Raw genomic sequence first — 16,938 nt, forward strand, 5'->3', positions numbered from 1 at the left:
GGCTCCCGGCTTGCTCAAACATCGGCGGCGTGTTCGGTGACGATGCGGTGGTGGGCGAGGCGGAGCGCGGCCACCAGCAGGGCCGTCGCCAGCACGGTCACCCCCGCGGCGGGAGCCAGCTCCCACCAGTCGGCCGGCGGCAGGTCCGGCGGCGGGGGAACCCCCTGGGCGGTGAACTCGCCGGAGGTCGCGAGCCTGGTCCAGTTGTCCCAGCCGACCCAGGCCAGGATCGCGATGGCGACGACCCCGTCCAGGACGAACAGCTTCCAGTGGATCGCCCAGAACGACCAGCCGCTGATGTGCTTGGCGAAGACCGCCTGCGCGTCCTTCCGCGCATAGATCTCGCATACCCCGATCCCGGTGATGAACAGCACTGCCAGGGCCGCCGTCAGATTGAGCACGCTGATCCATAGCTTGTGGACGGATTGCGCGTAGTCCGCGGCGGCGCGCTGGGCGACCGGGGCCATGTCTGCGATGTCTTCTTTCGGCACCTCTCGCCCGAGGGCGGCCAGCACGTCCCGGGGGTTGGTGAAGACGATCCCGTCCTGCGTCGCCCGCGCCGAGTAATTGCGCTCGGTGACGAGGGGGGACCCGTTCGGAATGACGACGAGCACAGGATCGCGCACCAGCGATCTGTCCAGCGGGAATCCGTCCGGCCCTTCGCCCTCGTACCCCCTGGGCCAGGCTCCGAAGGTGAAGACCGTCTGGCCGTCCCTGGCCCATACTTGCTCCACCCCTGTCCGGCGCACCCCTTTGCCCTCGTCCGCTGGGTTGATCGCCAGGGGGGCGTTCGCGGTGATGACGCCGGCATGTCGGCGGAGTCTCTCTGGCACGATGACACGCACCCGGCCCCGGGGATCCGGGCCGTACCGCCTTCCCGACGGGTCCAGGATCGGCTGCTCGGTGAGGAAGGTTTCGTTGACGAACAGCAGGTCGCCGTGGGGCAGCCGCGCTCCCGTGGACCCGAACTGCTCCAGCGGCCACCGGAAGACCGCGACGACCTGCCCGCGCTTGTCGGCCTGGCGCAGCCACCGGCCGACCTGCTCAAGCATCTTCTCGCCCCCCTCTCGCGTGCGGCTCCCGGGAAGGGCGATGTAGGTCGCCGCACCCAGCGCGGCGAAGTACTTGCCGCTCTCCTGCCTGCGCGCGAGGTCCTGCCCGAACACCAAAGTGCTGCCGCCGACGACGAGGACGAGGAGCGCGGCGATGATCCGGACCAGATAGGCGCTCGCCATCGCGGGGCCGGGCGCCACCGCACCTTTGAGGCCGTGGAGAATGTCGCTACGGGCCACCAGGGCGAGCGCGCCGAGGTGGGCCATGAGGGCCAGCAGGCTGAGTGTGGCCGCCACGCCGCCGGCCACCACGGCGAACAGCCCCAGGCGGGCGAATCCGTTGTACAGGCCGAGGAAGGCCAGTGTGATCGCGGTGATGCTCGCGGCGGCGATCAGCCAGAAGGGCGCCAGCCGGCGTAGATCCCACCGGGCAATTGCCAGGAACGACATGCCCTGAAGGCGGAGCACTCCGTAGCCCTTGGCGCTCAACAGCACGCTCGCGCCCACGGCCAGCACCACGCTGAGTGCCACGACGAGAAAGGCCGGTCCCAGCGGAGGCAGCGCGAAACGGCTGATTCGGAAGCCGAGCCCGAGGGGCTCGACCACATCGCCGGTGAGGCCGAGTCCGGCGAACTCGGCGCGAAGCCCCCCGACCGCGCCGCGAGGACCGTACACCTGGTACATGCCTCTCGGATCGAGATCGCCGATCCGCTCGAACGGATGGGTTTCGACGTGAGGGAAGCCGCCGAAGGAGGAGAACCCCCGCCGAAGCCAGGCCGCGGGAGCAGATCCGGCATCGCCCGCGGCGATGTAGAGATGCAGGAGGCCGTCCGGATCCCGGAAGTCGTCGACCTCCCGCACAATCGAGACACGATGGTCACGCGCGTAGGAGGTGACCATCAGTGCGGTCTGGACGCCGCTCGCCGAGCCGCGGGTGTCCTGGATCCAGATCGTGGCCGTCTCACCCAGCGTCGGCTCCTTGTCGAGATCCTGCAGCACCAGGAAGGCCAGCAGCACCGAGACAACGAGCATGACAACGTAGACGAGCCGCACGCCGTGGTGGCGCATGGAAGACCATCTCCTCGGACCAGACGTCGTTCACTGATGCGCAGGGGTGACGTGAAGATCCGTTTCCACGTCACCCCTACGGCGTGCTCACTCAGACAGGCTGAGCGACGTGCTCGCCGATCCTCAGCAATTGCCGGTGTTCGTCCAGAACGCCTTGATCCCGGCGCTGCCGTCCCTCCAGACCTTCGACTGCGCCCAGTTTCCCTTCGCGACGTCGTGGTCGGCGTTGTAGTGGTGGCCCGACGACGTGGACGAGCCGTGGCACTTCCTGTTGTGGAGGTAGTCCGAGTAGCCATTGGTGACGTGGGTGCCGTAATTCCACGTGCCGCCGCCGATCCTCTTGACCGTCTGGGCACTCACGTCACCCGGGGTCATGAGCACCGATCCCTCGGTGGGTTCGTCCGTTCCCTCGGCGGCCACAGCCGCGCTGACCCCGCCCAGGACGACTGCGCCGATCGCGGCGACCATCACGAGGCTGCGCTTGAACGTCTTTCGCATGGAGATCCTCTCCCTTGATACGGACATGCCGATGCCTACCGGGAAGGGGAGTAATCTTGGAGTGCATCTAAGCCCGAGCGCGGCGGCCGTCCGGCCGTCGCGTTCGGCTTCTCCGGGTCCCCCTGTTCCCGCCACCTCCAGCGGACCGCACGGGACCACCGGAAGCGCAGAATCTTCCGGAAAGCGACAACAGGAGATTGCCACGATCCCAGGCGATCTTGAAGAACCTTGCGCCTCGATGCAACGTCCGGGTGGCGACAACGTCGAGCAGTCGGGTCAGGGTGAGGGAGTAGCGGGCCAGGCGGACATGGCGAGGGTGGCGACGCGGCGGAGGGCCGCGTGGGAGGCGCCGTCGCGAGCCTGCGTGGACATGCCCTGGATCACCGCCGCGTAGAACGTCGCCAGCCCCGCCGTGTCCGTGTCCGCCGGGAGGCGCCCGGCCGCCACGTCCTCGTCGATCCGTGCCTTGAGCGCCGCCTTGGTGGCCTCCCTGAACCCCCGCAGCAGCTCCTGGACCTCGGCCGACTCGGGCCCGCAGTTGACGGCGGCCGTGATGATCAGGCACCCCGCCGGGTGCGAGTCGCTCGCGAACTCGGCGGCCGACTCCCGCAGCACCCGCTCGATGGCCGCACGCCCGGTCGGCTCCTCGGCGAGCGCCCGTGCCGTGAAGGCCCCGTACGTCTCCTGGTAACGCCGCACCGCCTCCTCGAACAGCCGGCGCTTGTCGCCGAAGGCCGCGTACAGGCTGGGTGGTCTGATCCCCATGGCGGCGGTCAGCTCGGCGACGGAGGTCGCCTCGTAGCCGTGCCGCCAGAACGAGAGCAGCGCCCGCTCCAGCGCCACCTCTCTGTCGAACGCCCGCTGTCTGGCCATGCGCACATTCTATAGCGATCGCTATGTTATGTTTACTGTATCGATCGCTAAAGAAAGGTTGCGAAGGATGAGGACCGCCCTAGTGACGGGAGCCAGCAGGGGGATCGGCCGCGCCATCGCGCTCCGCCTGGCCAGGGACGGCCTCCGGGTGGCCGTCAACTACGCCGCGGACGAGGCGGCCGCCAAGGAGACCGTGCGCCTGATCGAGCAGGACGGCGGCAGCGCGTTCGCCGTACAGGCCGACCTGGGACGGCAGGAGGACGTGCACCGGCTCGCGGAGCGGGTGAGAGGTGAGGCGGACGTCCTCGACGTGCTGGTCAACAATGCGGGCATCGGCAGGTCCAGCTCCATCGCGGAGGAGACGCCGGAGGCTTACGACCGGTTGTTCGCGGTCAACGTCAAGGGTCTGTTCTTCCTCACCCAGCAGCTGCTGCCACTGATCCCCGACGGCGGCAGGATCGTCAACATCACCTCGGGCGTGGTCCGCATCGCCTTCCCGGAGAGCATCGCGTACGCGATGACCAAGGGCGCGGTGCAGGTGTTCACGCTGGCGCTGGCCAAGGAGCTGGGCCCGCGCGGCATCACGGTCAACAACGTCGCCCCCGGCATCATCGACACCGACGTCAACGCCGGCTGGCTGCGCGGCAACCCGGAGGCCGAGGCGTACGCGGCCAGCAGGCACGCGGTCAACCGGATCGGGCGCGTGGACGAGATCGCGAACGCGGTGGCGTTCGTCGCCTCGCCCGAGGCGAGCTTCATCACCGGCAGCACCATCGACGCCACCGGCGGCGGGAACCTCTGAGGTAGCGCGGGCTATTCGTCCTGATTACTCTCCACTTTCATGCAGACCAAGAAGCTCGCCCTCACCGGGGCCGCCGCGCTGTGCGCGCTGGCCCTGGTGGCTCCCCCCGCGCAGGCCGGTGCCGCCTCGGTCACCGTCACGGTCATGGGCACGTCCGACATCCACAGCAACGGTCTCAACTGGGACTACTTCAAGGACACCGCCTACGCCGACAGCGCGGGCAACAGCGTCGGGCTGGCCAAGGTGTCATCCCTGGTCAACCAGATCAGGGCCGAGCGCGGGGCGGACCACACGCTGCTGTTCGACTCGGGTGACACCATCCAGGGCACGCCGCTTGCGTACTACTACGCCAAGGTCGAGCCGATCACCCAGACCGGCCAGATCCACCCCATGGCCAAGGCCATGAACGCCATCGGGTACGACGCCGTGACGCTGGGGAACCACGAGTTCAACTACGGTCTGCCGCTGCTGGCCACCTGGATCAAGCAGATGAAGGCTCCGGTGCTCGGCGCGAACGCGGTCCACGACAAGAGCGGGCTGCCCGCGTACCGGCCGTTCGTGATCAAGACCATGAGGGTCGAGGGCGAGAAGCCGATCAAGGTCGGCGTGCTCGGGCTGACCAACCCCGGCGTGGCCATCTGGGACAAGGCGAACGTCGAGGGCAAGCTCCGCTTCACCGACCTGGTCGAGTCGGCGAAGAAGTGGGTGCCGGTCATCCGCGGGCTCGGCGCGGACGTGGTCGTGGTGACCGCGCACGCGGGCGACAACGGCATGTCCTCCTACGGCGGCGACCTGCCGGTCGAGAACGCCTCCGCGATGGTGGCCGAGCAGGTGCCGGGCATCGACGCGGTGCTGTTCGGGCACGCGCACAACGACGTGCCCCAGCGGTTCGTCACGAACAAGGTGACGGGGCGGCAGGTGCTGCTGACCGAGCCGGGCAAGTGGGGCCAGCGCCTGTCGAGGCTGGACTTCCAGCTCACCAAGCAGCACGGCAGGTGGGTGGTCACCGGCAAGTCGTCCGCCACGGTCAACACGAACACGGTCCAGGAGGACCCCAAGATCGTCCAGCTGCTCAAGCCGCAGCACGACGCGACCGTCGGCTACGTGAACAAGGTCGTGGCCAAGTCGGCGCAGGAGCTGTCGGCCGCGGAGTCGCCGTACAAGGACACGGCGATCCTCGACTACATCCAGCACGTGCAGGTGGAGACGGTCAAGCAGGCGCTGCCGGGCAACACGCTGCCGGTGCTGTCGATCGCCGCGCCCTTCAGCCGCACCGCCGTCTTCCCCGCCGGCGACATCCGCGTCAGGGACGTGGCCGGCCTGTACGTCTACGACAACACGCTGCTGGCGGTCAAGCTGACCGGCGCGCAGATCAAGGACTACCTGGAGTACTCCGCCAAGTACTTCAACCAGCTCGCCCCCGGCGCCCCGGTGGACGTGACCAAGCTGACGAACGCCGGCAACACCCCCGACTACAACTACGACCAGCTCTCCGGGGTGTCGTACGACATCGACATCTCGAAGCCGGTCGGGCAGCGGATCGCCAACCTCGCCTACGACGGCGCCCCGGTCCCGGCCGACAAGGAGTTCGTGGTCGCGATCAACAACTACCGGCAGTCGGGCGGCGGCGGTTTCCCGCACGTCGCGAGCGCCCCGGTGCTCTACAACGCGCAGGTGGAGATCCGCCAGGCGCTGATCGACTACGCCACCGCCAAGGGCACCGTCGACCCGGGTGACTTCGCCGTCCAGAACTGGAAGCTGACCAGGGACGGCGTGCCGGTCTTCTAGCGCGTACGGGCACCGGGTCAGAGGTAGGAAGGTCCCGTGACCCGGTGCCTGAACGTCCACCACACCCAGCCCTGGGCGGCCACCAGCAGCGGGATCAGGGTCAGGATGACCGGCGCCAGCACGTCGCCCGACGTGCCGGGGTGCAGCGGCAGCCGGAGGCCCGCCAGCACCCCCACGGCCAGCAGCGCGGCGGCCGTCAGCGCGTAGGTGCGGGCCTCGCCCGTCCCGCCCGACAGCACGGCCGCCCGCTCCCGCAGGGTGGCGCGCAGCCGCAGCGCCGCGAAGGCGAGCCCGTGCGTGGCGAACAGGGCGGCCAGCACCAGGGCGGGCAGCACGGCGAGCGGGCCGCGGATGCCGAGCAGCACGTGGCTGAGCAGCGAACCCCAGCTCAGGGCCAGCCCCCAGCTCCCGGCCACGATCGCGCCGTCCCAGAACGCCTGCCACCGCGGCCCCGGCGCCCGTCCACGCAGCCACAGGCCCATGTCGCGGACGACCCATGCCAGGAGCAGCGTCACCACCAGGGAGTAGTTGCCGCTCAGCAGCGTGCCCTCCAGCTCGGGGAACAGCCCCGCGAGCACGCCCGCCGTGGCCACCAGCCAGACCTCGTTGCCCAGGAAGAAGGGCGCGATGGCGGCGATCACCTCCCGTCGCTCGCCGGCCGACCTGCCCAGGTACGGCAGCGCCATGCCGACCCCGATGTCGGCCCCGGCCAGCAAGAGGTAGCCGAGCGCGAAGAAGGCCAGGATGAAGATCTCCATGTCGGCTCCTCAGAAGGAAAGGGCGGGGGCGGGAGCGGGAGCGGTGGCGCCCAGCGCCGCAGCGGCGGGCCCACGGTGGGCGTGCCTGGCCAGGAGCCAGTAGTTGATCGCGATCAGCACGGCGAACACGGTGGCGAAAGCGGTGATGGAGAAGCGCATCTGGGCCGCGGACACCGGTGACATCGCGTCGGCCGTCTTCAGCAGCCCGTACACGGCCCACGGCTGGCGGCCCAGCTCGCGGAAGATCCAGCCGGACAGCATGGCCACGAACGGGACCGGGATCATCAGCGTCAGCAGCCAGTGCCACAGCCGGAACCCGCGCACGACCGGGCGGAAGAGCACGAGCAGCCCGCTCAGCGAGGCGACCACCGTCATCACCAGCCAGAGCGTCATCATCGTGATGCCCGCGCCGTGCACGGGGCCCACCGGCGGCATGTAGTCGCCGGGGCCGTGGGCGGCCGCCATCTGCGCCTGGAGTGCGGCGATCTCGGCGGGCGAGCCCGACCACGCCGCCGTCTTGGTCGGTTGCAGGGTCTGGAACCCGAGCCCGCCGAACGTCACGGTGACGAACAGCGCGGGCACCGCCATCCCGATCCCGATCCGTAGCGACTTGCGGAAGAAGTCCTGCTCGGCGGTGCGCTTACGGAGGTGGTACGCGCTCACCCCGGCCAGGAAGAACCCGCCGGTGATCATCGCGCCGCCCATGATGTGGCCGAACGCGACCAGCGCCGCCGGGTTGGCCACCATCGCCCCGAGGTCCACCAGCCGCAGCACGCCGCCGTCCACCACGTGGCCGGCCGGGTGCTGCAGGAAGCCGTTCGCGACCATGATCCAGAACGCCGACGCGTACGCGGTCAGCGTCACGACCCAGATCAGCGCGAGGTGCGCCCACCGGTTCAGCCGGTCCCAGCCGAAGATCCACAGGCCCAGGAACGTGGACTCGACGAAGAACGCCACCAGCGTCTCGATGGCCAGCGCCGACCCGAAGACGTTCCCGGCGTACTCCGTGAGCCCGCTCCACGACAGCCCGAGCTGGAACTCCATCACCAGTCCGGTGACGATGCCCATCGCGTAGTTGATGATGTAGAGCTGGCCCCAGAAGCGCGTCATCCTCAGGTGCACGGGGTCGCGGCTGAAGGTCGCCCTGGTCTGGATGGCGGCGACCAGCGTCGCCAGGCCGAGCGTCAGCGCCACGAAGAGGAAGTGCGCACCCGCCGTGAGGGCGAACTGCAGGCGGGCCAGATCCACGGTGTCCATGCTCAGAGATTCCCGGTACGGCTACGCCTGCCGCGTCATGCCGGGGCGGCAACCTGCCGTACATCTCCGGTCGCACGAAGATCGCCCGGCGTACGACTCAGGGTGTAACCCAGCCCGGGACGATCATGCCGGCCTCATACGCGATGATCACGAGCTGCGCCCTGTCACGTACCGACAGCTTGGTCATGATGCGGCTGACGTGCGTCTTCGCCGTCGCGGGGCTGAGCACGAGCCGGGCCGCGATCTCGTCGTTCGACAGGCCGCCGGCCACCAGCGCCATGACCTCGCGCTCGCGCTCGGTGAGCGCGTTCAGCTCGGGGCCGGGCTCGGGGCGCTTGACCCGGCCCGCGAACTCGGCGATCAGCCGCCGCGTGATCGACGGCGCGATCAGCGCGTCGCCCCTGGCCACGACCCTGACCGCGTGGATGAGCTCGGCCGGCTCGGTGTCCTTGACCAGGAAGCCGCTCGCGCCGGCCTGCAACGCGGCGTACACGTAGTCGTCCAGGTCGAACGTGGTCAGGATGATCACCTTGACGCCCTCGAGCCGGGCGTCGGCGGTGATCTGACGGGTGGCCTCCAGGCCGTCGAGCTCGGGCATGCGGATGTCCATGAGCACCACGTCGGGCCGGTGCTCGCGGGCCCCGGCCACGGCCGCCGCGCCGTTGGCGGCCTCGGCGACGATCTCGAAGTCGTCCTCGTCGCTGAGTATGGACCGGAACCCGGCGCGTACCAGGGTCTGGTCGTCGGCGAGCAGTACGCGGATCATCCGGCCCCATTCGATGGCTGGTTCAGTGGCAGGTGGGCGACGACGCGGAAGCCGCCCTCGGCGCGGGGGCCGGCCTCCAGGGTGCCGCCGAGCGCGGTGGCGCGCTCGCGCATGCCCTGCAGACCGAAGCCGCTGCCTTCGTCGTACGTGGCACCCGGCCCATCATCCTCCACGCAGATCATGATATTTCCGGATGCGTTGTTGATCGTGAGCGTGGCCTGGGTCGTGCCGGAGTGGCGGGAGACGTTGGTCAGCGACTCGCTGATGATCCGGACTGCGGCCAGGTCCACCTCCGCCGGCACGGCGTCGAGCGGCCCGGACAGCTCCGTACGCACCTCCAGCCCCGACGCCGCGACCAGCGCGTCCACGCGCGCCAGGCTGCCCGCGGGCCTGGTCGGGGCGTCCTCGTCCACCTGGCGCAGTACGCCCAGGGTGGTACGCAGCTCGCGCAGCGTCTCCTTGCTGGTGTCCTTGATCGTCCGAAGTGCCGTCTCGGCGTCCTCCGGCCGCTTCTTCAGCCCGTGCAGCGCCGCCGCGGCCTGCACGTTCATCATGGAGATGTTGTGCCCGAGCACGTCGTGCAGCTCGCGCGCGATCCGCAGCCGCTCCTCGCTCGCCCGCCGCCTGGCCTCCTCCTCCTTGCTGCGCTCGGCCTCGAGCGCGCGCTGCTCGACCGCCCGCAGGTAGGCGCGGCGGTTGCGGGTGACGCCGCCGAACGCGATGGCGGCGACCTCCCAGCCGGCGATCATGAGGAACAGGCTGTTGTCCACGTGCCTGACACCGCCGGTCTCACCGATCCCCATGCCCAGCACCGACGCCGCCCCGATGGCGATGGCCGCGGTGAGGTGGCCCCGGTCGGCCGCGGTGTAGAGGGCGACGAACGGCAGGATGGCGAGCGGCCCGTCGAGGCCCGCGTACCGGTAGTACACGGCGACGACCACCATCACCAGGATCAGCACCCCGACGGGGTAGCGCTCCCGCAGCAGCAGCACGCCGCAGCCGATGATCGGCAGCACCAGGTCGAGGGCGTTGGGCTGCTCGGCACCCCCGAACGCGTACGTCACGGCCACGCCGACCAGGGTCGCCGCGATCACGACCAGTGACACGATCGTGCTGGTGGACGGCCTTCGCATGCCTCCCATTGTGGGGGGTAATCGGAGGGACGCATCTGGGTAGAGCAGGTAAATGACCACAAAGGACGAACTCCAGCAGGTCGAAGAGGACCTGGCCAGGTTGAGAGCCGAGAACCAGGACCTGCGCAACCAGGTTCGCGACTTCGGCGCGACCGACCAGGTGGAGATCTCGGCCGTGATCAGTCAGGCGGACGAGCAGGAAGAGCTGATCACCCAGCTCGAGCGCCGCCGGGACACCCTGCTCCAGCGCCTCCAGCAGGAAGGCGTCACGTAGGTTTGGCAGGGTGATCTACACCAAGACCCCGCTGACCCCCGAGATCCGCGAGGCCGTGGCCCTGACGTGGGGGTTCACGGGCGACGGCGAGCGCCTGCACGGCGGCGAGGAGTCCGCCGCCTACCGGCTGGACGGCCACGTCGTCCGCATCGGCCCCGCGGGGCGCGCCGCGGCCGAGTCCGAGTGGTGCCACGCGACAGCCCTGCACGCCGCCACCACTCTGCCCGAGGCCGTCGCACCCGTTCCCACCGCTGACGGGGCGACGGTCATCATGGTGGCGGGCCACCCGGTCTCCTGCTGGCCCTACGTCGAGGGTGACTGGCCGGACTCCGACGTGCCGGAGCAGCGCGCGGCGGGCGCGCGGCTGCTGGCCAGGTTGCACGAGTCGCTGGCCACGTTCCGCCCGGGCCCGCGCCCCGTACCCGCCTTCCAGGAGTCCGGCCTGTACGGCGAGCCGCCCCAGGACGCCCCCGACCTCGACGATCCCGCGCTGGACCGCTGGCTGGCGGAGTTCCACGCCCGGCGCCCGCTGCGCCATCCGCTCCACGGCGACTACTACACCGGCAACACGCTGGCCAGGGACGGCGGCATCGTCGCGGTGCTCGACTGGGACGAGACGTTCGTCGGCGCCCCGGAGGTCGAGCTCGCCGCCGCGGCCCTCGAATGGGGGGATGACGAGCTCGGGCCGAGCAAGGAGTTCGTGGACGCGTACCACGAGGCGGGCGGCACCGCCGGAGAGCTGGACGAGGAGGCGCTGGCCCAGCTCATCAGGCACAAGCTCCGCAGGGAGTACGCCTACTTCCGCAAGGCCGTAGGCGCGGGGGTGCGGCACGACGAGGAGGACCTCGAGTACCACCGCGCCCGCGTGGCGCTGTTCCATCAGCTGCGCCCCTGAAAGCGGCTGACAGAGATCTGGCAGCGCCCCCGTGCATCGTCCTTCCCATGACGAACACGCTGATCGTCGGCTCCGGGCCGACCGGACTGACCCTGGCCATCGAGCTGGCCCGCAGGGGCGTCGACCTCCGCATCATCGAAAGATCTCCGCAGCCGCCCACCGGCGTGCGCGGCAAGGGGCTGCAGCCGCGCACGCTGGAGGTCTTCGACGACCTCGGCGTGATCGACGAGATCCTCGCCACCGGCCGGGAGTACCCGGTCCTGCGCAGCTACCAGGGCGACCAGGTCGTCTGGGAAGGGCGCATGGACGAGATCCGTGACGCGTCGGAAGGCGTGCCGTACCCCAACCTGATCATGCAGCCGCAGTGGCGGACCGAGCAGATCCTGCGCGACCGGCTGGCCGAGCTGGGGCATCAGGTGGAGTTCGGGGTCGAGCTGACCGGGTTCGAGCAGGACGACGCGAGCGTGACGGCCCAGCTGAGCACGGGCGAGCGCGTCGACTGCGCGTACCTGGTCGGGGCGGACGGCGGCCGCAGCACCGTACGCAAGCAGCTCGGCGTCGGCTTCGCCGGTGAGACCCACGAGAGCGAGCGCATGCTGCTGGCCGACATCAGGACGGGCGACCTGGACCGGGAGCACTGGCACGTCTGGGGTTCGCCGGCGGAGCAGACCCTCCACTTCACGCTCTGCCCGCTGCCGAACACCGACGTCTTCCAGCTCGTCGCCCCGTACACCGGCGACGACGACCTGGTCGGGCTCGTCGCCGAGCACGCCCCGCACGTGCGGATCGACGAGATCGTGTGGCGCTCCGAGTACCGGGTCAACATCCGCATGGCGGAGCGGTTCAGGGTCGGCAGGGTGTTCCTGGCCGGGGACGCGGCCCACGTGCACACGCCGGCGGGCGGCCAGGGGCTCAACACCGGCGTGCAGGACGCCTACAACCTGGGCTGGAAGCTGGCCATCGGCTCCGAGGCGCTGCTCGAGACGTACGAGGACGAGCGGATGGCGGTCGCGGAGCACGTGCTGGGCCTCAGCACCCGCCTGTACAGGGAGAAGGACAGCAAGCGCGGGGACGACACCAACCAGCTCGGCCTGGCCTACCTCGGCAGCCCTCTGTCCGTGGGGGAGCGCGGCGGCGACCGGCTCGGCACCCTCTTCGAGGAGCAGCGCGGCACCGGCTTCCTGCTGCTGGCCGACACCGCGGCGGAGTACCCGTTCAAGGTGCTCCCGCCGCTCGACGGCCAGGAGGGCGTCATCCTCGTCCGCCCCGACGGCTACATCGGATATCACGGGGACGAGAGCGGGCTCAGCGCGTACCTCTCGGGGTTCGGCATCGTGGAGCCCCGCTCAGACGCCGCGCGGTAGCCGTCCTCGCCCAGCGCGGCCCGGCACCTCGCCGCGAGCTCGTTGACGTGGGGAGCGGCGGACTCGCCGATCCCGCGCAGTGCCCGCGCCGCGCCGAGCAGCTCGGCCGCGACCCCCGGCTCCAGGTGCTCGGCCACGCCCTCCAGCACGGTCGCCCGCGCGGTGCTGTCGGAGCACGTGACCATCAGCTCCAGGGCCCGGCGCAGCGGCTCGCGGGGCTCGCCCACCCTGGCGAGCTCGACGTACATGAACGCCCTGGCCTGCGCGGGCAGCTCGACGTCGAGCGCGAGCGCCGACTCCAGCAGCCGGGCGGCCTCCTCGGGGCGGCCGGTGCGCCTGGCCAGCTCGGCCCTGGCATGCATGACCCTGGCCACGATCGCCCGGTCCTCGGACCTGACGGCAGCGCCCCACGCCTGCTCCAGCGCGGCGGCGGCCCCGGCGTGGTCACCCGCGCGCCCCTTGAGCTGCCCGAGCCGCAGCAGGAACGTCATCACCCCCATCGAGGTGTCGGGCCCCGTCAGCTCGGCGGCCAGCCGCTCCGGCTCCTCGGCCAGGGCGACCGCCGCGGCGTAGTCTCCGCGGTTCTCGGCGGCCAGCGAGAGCCAGAAGAGCCCGGCCCACTGCCCCCACCGGTCGCCGGTGCGCCTCAGCCCCTCGAGCGCCGGTCTCAGCAGGTCCTCGGCCTCGGCCACCACCCCGTACTCGAAGCGCACGATGCCCGCGATCAGCAGCGCCGCCGACCTGGTCCACAGGTCGGGATGGTCGCGCAGCCGCTCCGCGGCCCGATCGGTGCGGCTCACCACGTCGGTGGGCGGCGCGCCTCCGCTGATCATCTCCATCGCCCAGGAGTTGAGCGCGGCCGGATGGTCCGACTCCAGCACCGCCCGGGTGGGCTCGGCCCCCATGACCACCCGGCAGAGCCCGTGCGCCAGCTCCCGGCCCGGCGGCGGCACGTCTCCCGCCCTGCGCAGCACCGACTCGGCCCGCTGCCGGATCTCGCGGTGCCTGCTCCGCAGGGTCAACGGCCAGAAGAGCGGCAGGATCAGCCTGAGCGGGTCGTCGGTGTGGCGCAGCGCCGCGTCCAGGTTGCCCTGCTCGGCGTCCAGCACGGCCAGCCACCTGAGCTGTTCGCCGGTCCGCAGGTGCGGCTCCGCAGTCTCGGCCAGCCCGGTGTAGTAGCGGGCGTGGGCCAGGCGGAGCTCGGGGAGGTCGGCGGCGGCGTACTGCCTGATGGTCTCCAGCATCGTGTAGCGGTCGCCGGAGAGCTGGATGAGCGACTTGTCCACCAGCGAGGAGAGCAGGTCGAGGTCGCCGCCGCACACCCGGGAGATCGCCTCGTACGTGGCACCGCCGGAGAACACCGTCAGGCCGCGGAGCAGCTCGCGCTCGCGCTCGGAGAGCAGGTTCCAGCTCCAGTCGATGACCGCGCGCAGCGTGCGGTGGCGCGGCTCGGACGTACGGCCGCCGCGGAAGGCCAGCCGGTCATCGAGCTGCTCGACCAGCACGGACACCGGCATCGTCCGCAGGCGCGCGGCGGCCAGCTCGATGGCCAGCGGGATGCCGTCGAGCTCGCGGCAGATCCGCACGGCCTCCTCCCGCCTCAGCCTGACGTCGGCCCTGGCGGCGACGGCCCGGTCCATGAACAGCTCGGCCGCCTTCTCCTCCGGCAGCGGCAGCACCTGGTGCAGCGCCTCGCCCGGGATGTCGAGCGGCTCCCTGCTGGTGGCGAGGATCCGCAGCCCTCCTGCCTCGGACAGCAGCCACTGCGCGATCCGGGCGGCGTCCTCGATCACGTGCTCGCAGTTGTCCAGCACGATCAGGGGCGCGGTGCCGCGCAGGGCTCTGGCGAGGTCGGTCGTCCTCAGCACGCTCTCCATGGCGGCCCGTACGTCGGTGGCGGCGGCCAGCTCCACCAGCCACACGCCGTCCGGCACCGCCAGGCCCGCGGCCACCTCCACGGCCAGCCGGGTCTTGCCCGCCCCGCCGGGGCCGACGAGCGTGACCAGCCTGGCGCGGCCGAGGAGCACGTTCAGCCGGGAGACGTCCTCCGACCGGCCGACGAAGCTGGTGAGCCGGGCGGGCAGGTTGGTGCTCGGCTCCTGGTCCTTGAGTGCTTCCAGGTGGGCTTCCCGCAGCTCGGGGCCGGGGTCGACGCCCAGCTCGTCGGCCAGGGCGGCTCTTGTCCGTTCGAAGAGGCCGAGTGCCTCGCCGCGCCGCCCGTTCGCGGTCAGCGCGCGTATGAGCAGGGCGTGGAACGGCTCGCGTAACGGATGGGCGGCGACCAGCTCCTCCAGCTCGGCCACCAGCTCCGTGCGATCCTCGGCTTCGGGATTATCGGCATTGAGGTCGGTGGCGATCCTCGCGGCCAGGGCGGTGAGGCGCAGCTCCTCCAGGCGGGCCGCCGGGGCCTCGGCGAAGGGCAGCTCGTACGCGTCCGCCAAGGCCGTGCCCCGCCACAGCGCCAGCGCCCTGTGCACGTCACCGGCCCGTACGAGCCGCTCGAACGCCCACGCGTCCACCTCGTCCGGCGGCACGTCGAGCACGTATCCGGCCGGATGGGACGTGATCAGGCCGGGCGCCTCCCTGCGGGCCCTGGACACCAGCGACTGCAGCGCCGCCATGGGATGGGCGGGCGGCTCGTCCGGCCACAGGTCGTCGATCAGCCGGTCGGCGGTCACGACGCGGCCGGGGTCCAGCGCCAGCCGCACCAGCAGCACCCGCACCCGAGCACCCGCGACCTCGCTCCCAGCCACCTGAAGCGGCCCCAGGATCCCGACCCGCACCCCGCACTCCCCTCGCGCGCCGACTCCACATTACGACCCCGTCTCGACCCAGCGGCGGGGCGGGACGTTCCCGGTTCGTGAGCTCTGGTGGTTTCCTGGATGTATGCCTGATCTAGTGGTGGACGGCGGCGACAAGCTCTGCGTACAGCTGCTCATCGAGCTGCGCGGGCACGTTCGCGCGGCCGGTCCCGGAGCCGTGATCCACCTGATCGCCGCCGATCCCGCCGCGCCCGTCGACCTGCCCGCCTGGTGCCACCTGACCGGGCACACCTATCTCGGGCCGGTGCCGGGGGCGGAGCGGCCCACGTACGCGCTGCGCGTGGCCGGCGCGGCGAAGGAGACCGAGGCGGCCAAGCCGTGGCACGTGGCTTAAGCGGTTAATTCCCTTACCGGAGGGGGTGCCCTAGAGTATGAGGGTTATCCGGTTCAGAGAGGGAGACCGTGAAGCGACCCACGATCGCCGACATCGCCAGCCGGGCCGGGGTGTCCAAAGTGGCGGTCTCCTACGCGCTCAACGGGCAGCCGGGCGTGTCGGCGGCGACGCGGGCCAGGATCGTGGCCATCGCCGAGGAGATCGGCTGGCAGCCCAACAGCGCGGCGCGGGCACTCAACGGCGCCAGGGCCAACTGCGTCGGCCTCGCGCTCTGCCGTCCCGCGCGCATCCTGGGCGTCGAGCCGTTCTTCATGGAGCTGATCAGCGGCATCGAGGGCGTGCTCGCCGACCGCTCCTACGCGCTGCTGCTCCAGGTCGTCACGGGCCACGAGCAGGAGAGCGAGGTCTACCGGCGCTGGTGGGGTGAGAGCCGGATCGACGGCGTGTTCCTCGTGGACCTGCACTACTCCGACACGCGGGTGGCCGAGCTGGAGCAGCTCGGCATGCCGGTCGTGGTCATCGGCCACCCCTCGGAGTCGGGCTCGCTGTCGGCCATCTGGTCCGACGACGGCGAGGCGGTGCGCGAGACCGTCGGCTACCTGGTGGCGCTGGGCCACCGCCGCATCGCGCGGGTGGCCGGGCTGCCCGAGCTGGTGCACACGACCGTACGCGACCAGGCGTTCGCCCAGGCGTGCGAGGGCGTGGCCGAGCACGTCACCGTGCACACCGACTACACCGGCGAGGAGGGCGCCAGGGCCACCAGGCGGCTGCTCAGCTCTCCCCACCGCCCCACGGCGATCGTCTACGACAACGACATCATGGCTGTGGCGGGCCTGTCCGTCGCCCAGGAGATGCGGGTGGAGGTGCCGCGCGACCTGTCCATCGTGGCCTGGGACGACTCGCCGCTGGCCCAGGTCGTCCGGCCGCCGCTGACGGCGCTCACCCGCGACATCCCCGCGTACGGCGCGCACGCCGCCCAGCGGCTGCTCGCGCTGATCGCGGGCGAGAGCGTGCCCCCGTACGAGGACCAGGCGGCGGTGCTCACGCCGCGCGGCAGCACCGGGCCGGTCCACTCCAGTACGTAGACCTTCGCCCCCCAGGCGCCCGACGGCCGTGCGGCGCCGAGGGTAGGCCGGTCGCACCCGCCCTGTGCGTCCCGGCACGTGCCGCGGGTGGGAGCCGGGCGGCTGGCAGACCGCCGGGTCCCGCACCCGCGGCACGTGCCGTCCCCTCCTTCGCGGCACGCCCCCCGGA

At 71.0% G+C, this 16,938-nt stretch carries 15 protein-coding genes; 7 read left to right on the forward strand and 8 right to left on the reverse strand.

Going from position 1 to position 16,938, the window contains the following annotated elements:
- Window positions 1-14: 14 nt before the first annotated feature.
- The 3 genes from ABD830_RS46130 to ABD830_RS46140 form a co-directional block, all read right to left on the reverse strand.
- Window positions 15-2,120, reverse strand: coding sequence for a hypothetical protein (locus tag ABD830_RS46130; RefSeq protein WP_345001570.1), 2,106 nt, complete (start codon window positions 2,118-2,120; stop codon window positions 15-17).
- A gap of 123 nt (window positions 2,121-2,243) precedes the next feature.
- Window positions 2,244-2,618 (reverse strand): lactococcin 972 family bacteriocin, encoded by a 375-nt coding sequence (locus ABD830_RS46135; protein WP_345001572.1) that lies wholly within the window; start codon window positions 2,616-2,618, stop codon window positions 2,244-2,246.
- Window positions 2,619-2,894: 276 nt separating this feature from the next.
- Window positions 2,895-3,491 carry a TetR/AcrR family transcriptional regulator gene (locus ABD830_RS46140; RefSeq protein WP_345001574.1) on the reverse strand — a complete coding sequence of 199 codons (597 nt, stop codon included), beginning with the start codon at window positions 3,489-3,491 and terminating at the stop codon, window positions 2,895-2,897.
- Window positions 3,492-3,558: 67 nt separating this feature from the next.
- Between ABD830_RS46140 and ABD830_RS46145 the strand changes: the two genes are divergently transcribed.
- The gene (locus ABD830_RS46145; RefSeq protein WP_345001576.1) at window positions 3,559-4,293 is read left to right on the forward strand and encodes an SDR family NAD(P)-dependent oxidoreductase; all 735 of its coding nucleotides are present in this window, start codon (window positions 3,559-3,561) and stop codon (window positions 4,291-4,293) included.
- Between the two features lie 39 nt (window positions 4,294-4,332).
- Window positions 4,333-6,081: a bifunctional metallophosphatase/5'-nucleotidase gene (locus tag ABD830_RS46150; protein WP_345001579.1), complete on the forward strand. Its 1,749-nt coding sequence runs from the start codon at window positions 4,333-4,335 to the stop codon at window positions 6,079-6,081.
- 17 nt (window positions 6,082-6,098) lie between these two features.
- Here the strand turns inward: ABD830_RS46150 and ABD830_RS46155 are convergent, their stop codons facing one another.
- The 4 genes from ABD830_RS46155 to ABD830_RS46170 form a co-directional block, all read right to left on the reverse strand.
- Entirely contained in the window at window positions 6,099-6,839 is a 741-nt protein-coding gene (locus ABD830_RS46155) for a cytochrome d ubiquinol oxidase subunit II (protein WP_345001581.1), read from the reverse strand.
- 9 nt (window positions 6,840-6,848) lie between these two features.
- Window positions 6,849-8,096, reverse strand: coding sequence for a cytochrome ubiquinol oxidase subunit I (locus ABD830_RS46160; protein WP_345001584.1), 1,248 nt, complete (start codon window positions 8,094-8,096; stop codon window positions 6,849-6,851).
- Between the two features lie 97 nt (window positions 8,097-8,193).
- Complete coding sequence (locus tag ABD830_RS46165; protein WP_345001586.1) at window positions 8,194-8,862, reverse strand: response regulator; 669 nt, start codon at window positions 8,860-8,862, stop codon at window positions 8,194-8,196.
- Entirely contained in the window at window positions 8,859-9,995 is a 1,137-nt protein-coding gene (locus tag ABD830_RS46170; RefSeq protein ID WP_345001590.1) for a sensor histidine kinase, read from the reverse strand. Before ABD830_RS46170 ends, ABD830_RS46165 begins: the two co-directional genes overlap by 4 nt.
- A gap of 52 nt (window positions 9,996-10,047) precedes the next feature.
- On the opposite strand from ABD830_RS46170, the gene ABD830_RS46175 reads away from it, so the two are divergent.
- From ABD830_RS46175 to ABD830_RS46185, 3 genes are read left to right on the forward strand one after another with little or no spacing between them, the layout of a single operon-like run.
- Window positions 10,048-10,269, forward strand: coding sequence for a hypothetical protein (locus ABD830_RS46175; RefSeq protein WP_345001592.1), 222 nt, complete (start codon window positions 10,048-10,050; stop codon window positions 10,267-10,269).
- A gap of 10 nt (window positions 10,270-10,279) precedes the next feature.
- Complete coding sequence (locus ABD830_RS46180; RefSeq protein WP_345001594.1) at window positions 10,280-11,164, forward strand: phosphotransferase enzyme family protein; 885 nt, start codon at window positions 10,280-10,282, stop codon at window positions 11,162-11,164.
- Window positions 11,165-11,211: 47 nt separating this feature from the next.
- Entirely contained in the window at window positions 11,212-12,528 is a 1,317-nt protein-coding gene (locus tag ABD830_RS46185) for an FAD-dependent monooxygenase (RefSeq protein ID WP_345001597.1), read from the forward strand.
- On the opposite strand, the gene ABD830_RS46190 is transcribed toward ABD830_RS46185, so the two are convergent.
- Window positions 12,450-15,311, reverse strand: coding sequence for an AfsR/SARP family transcriptional regulator (locus ABD830_RS46190; RefSeq protein ID WP_345001599.1), 2,862 nt, complete (start codon window positions 15,309-15,311; stop codon window positions 12,450-12,452). The two genes, ABD830_RS46185 and ABD830_RS46190, sit on opposite strands and share 79 nt — an antisense overlap.
- A gap of 103 nt (window positions 15,312-15,414) precedes the next feature.
- On the opposite strand from ABD830_RS46190, the gene ABD830_RS46195 reads away from it, so the two are divergent.
- Window positions 15,415-15,684, forward strand: a complete 270-nt coding sequence (locus tag ABD830_RS46195; RefSeq protein ID WP_345001602.1) for a sulfurtransferase TusA family protein — start codon at window positions 15,415-15,417, stop codon at window positions 15,682-15,684.
- Window positions 15,685-15,752: 68 nt separating this feature from the next.
- Complete coding sequence (locus tag ABD830_RS46200; RefSeq protein WP_345001604.1) at window positions 15,753-16,769, forward strand: LacI family DNA-binding transcriptional regulator; 1,017 nt, start codon at window positions 15,753-15,755, stop codon at window positions 16,767-16,769.
- The last annotated feature ends 169 nt before the right edge of the window (window positions 16,770-16,938 follow it).

It is taken from the genome of Nonomuraea helvata (assembly GCF_039535785.1).
Taxonomy (GTDB): domain Bacteria; phylum Actinomycetota; class Actinomycetes; order Streptosporangiales; family Streptosporangiaceae; genus Nonomuraea; species Nonomuraea helvata.